Genomic DNA, 1,949 nt, shown 5'->3' with positions numbered 1-1,949 from the left:
GCATAAGCAAGTTCCGTTATCAAGGTAACGGGGCAATTATATTTTCAAAGATCAGGTTTCTTGTCTGAAAAATGCGGGCAAGAACGGATGGATAAATGCGCCTAAAAAATACGATTTTTCGTTAATATTCCCAGAAAATGACCCGTTTGCTTCTGTTGCCGCATACTCATCATGAATTTGAGGCGATTTACGGACTACAAAGCAGCTTCCTGTGCCATTAGAGTGGGGCTCCGGGAATGGCTGGTGAAGGAGACCTTACCATGCGCCTCCAGGCAAAAAACAAGGATGAAATCGGAGAGCTTGCCCATTGGTTCAACGTATTTATCGCTAAACTCCAGGGGATTATAGGGAAAATTGCAGAAAATTCCGAGTCTGTCGGGCATTCGTCTGGTCAACTCGCCGAGATCGCCACGAAGCTTTCGGGAAATGCGGAATCTGCCTCACAGCGTTCCGATAACGTGGCCACTGCCTCGGAAGAAATGAGCGTAAATCTCAATAACGTTGCAGCGGCTATGGAGCAATCATCGACCAATACTAATATGGTAGCCTCGGCTGCCGAGGAAATGAGCGCAACGATACAGGAGATTGCAGAAAGCGCGGAAAAAGCGAGGGGGGTATCTGCCGATGCAGTCATACAGGCAGAGAACGCTTCGGGAAAAATGAGTGAACTCGGACAAGCTGCGGAAAAAATCGGTAAGGTAACTGAAACCATAACCGAAATATCCGAGCAGACCAATCTGCTCGCCTTGAATGCCACCATTGAAGCGGCACGGGCAGGAGAGGCAGGGAAGGGGTTTGCCGTTGTCGCCAATGAAATCAAGGAGCTGGCAAAGCAAACGGCTGAGGCGACGTTTGATATCAAAAACCTGATTGAAGCGGTGCAGAACACCTCCCGCAAAGCAGGAACCGAGATAGGGCAAATTTCAACAGTCATTAGCGGGGTTAATGATATAGTGGCTGCCATTGCAACAGCCGTTGAGCAGCAGACCGCGGCAACCCAGGAAATAGCAAACAATATCTCGCAAGCAAGCCTGGGTATCCAGGAGGTCAATGAAAATGTCAGTCAGAGTTCTATAGTCGCGGCTTCGATTACAGAGGATATTTCACAAGTTAACCTAGCCGCCACTGATATATCCGAAGGCAGCCGTGAAGTGGAAAACAGCTCTGCACAGCTGCAGGATCGGGCAACAGACCTTAATTCCATCGTGGGGAGTTTTCGTATTTGACCTCCGGACCCTACAAGGCAATTCCGTCACAGCCTGGGGAAAAAAGAGGGATGCAAGCAAATTCCAAGAAAGCGATTGCCGCGTGAGCCAAGAAATAAGGGGGGCATCCGATAGTTATGGGATTTAAAGGCTTGCCGCCATATATGGGTACTGATTATCTATGCTCACATTTAGATGAAGTATGGCGAGAGCAAGTTGCCATAACTATCGGATACGGGAGCATCCGATACTTATGGCATTATTTAACCCGTCGGATCCTCTTCGGTCGTGATGCTCGCTGCTGCTTTGCGTTTTGCTCATACTCCTCGAAAAAGGAATCGAATTTTGAATTGTACTTGGCACATCGCAGTTTGAGGATGTTGTTTGCATAATCTACTTTCCACCAGGCACCGGATCTCTTGAGGCGAATATTGCTGATGAACTTATTGGCACTTTCAATCGCTCCACTGCCAAGCGGGTACCCACCTCGCCGCAAACGACCATACTCGATTCTGTCTTTGTTCTTTTTCAGGTAGTTGACCAACTTCGTTCTCTCTGTTTCCGCAGTGGCTGTCTTGCATTTCATTCTATTCAAGCCAGCGATGACATGAGAGGCACAGCAGTTCCCGCTTTATCCGGAAGCCCAGTAAATGCGTAGGCCCAAGATAAGCTTTTCGCAAATTTTTGAGGACATTCAAATAAATGGGTCGATGTAACTAACTAATTTTACATCATAAAAAAAAT

The 1,949-nt window shown here is 47.5% G+C and carries 1 protein-coding gene and 1 pseudogene; one reads left to right on the top strand and one right to left on the bottom strand.

From position 1 onward, the window contains the following. Positions 1-260 precede the first annotated feature (260 nt). A complete protein-coding gene (locus JWJ90_RS22565) occupies positions 261-1,226 on the top strand; it encodes a methyl-accepting chemotaxis protein (RefSeq protein WP_338032363.1) in 966 nt (321 codons plus the stop codon). Between the two features lie 238 nt (positions 1,227-1,464). Here the strand turns inward: JWJ90_RS22565 and JWJ90_RS22560 are convergent. Then, a pseudogene (locus JWJ90_RS22560) lies at positions 1,465-1,818 on the bottom strand (ISKra4 family transposase); the annotation flags it as partial. Positions 1,819-1,949: the final 131 nt, after the last annotated feature.

This window comes from Desulfobulbus rhabdoformis (genome assembly GCF_016919065.1).
Classification (GTDB): domain Bacteria; phylum Desulfobacterota; class Desulfobulbia; order Desulfobulbales; family Desulfobulbaceae; genus Desulfobulbus; species Desulfobulbus rhabdoformis.
The sequence above is the reverse complement of the archived record's forward strand: the minus strand, read 5'-3'. Positions and strand labels throughout refer to the sequence as shown.

Coding starts and splice junctions, on each gene's coding strand:
- JWJ90_RS22565 (WP_338032363.1), top strand. CDS start 261: ATGCGCCTCCAGGCAAAAAACAAGGATGAAATCGGAGAGCTTGCCCAT.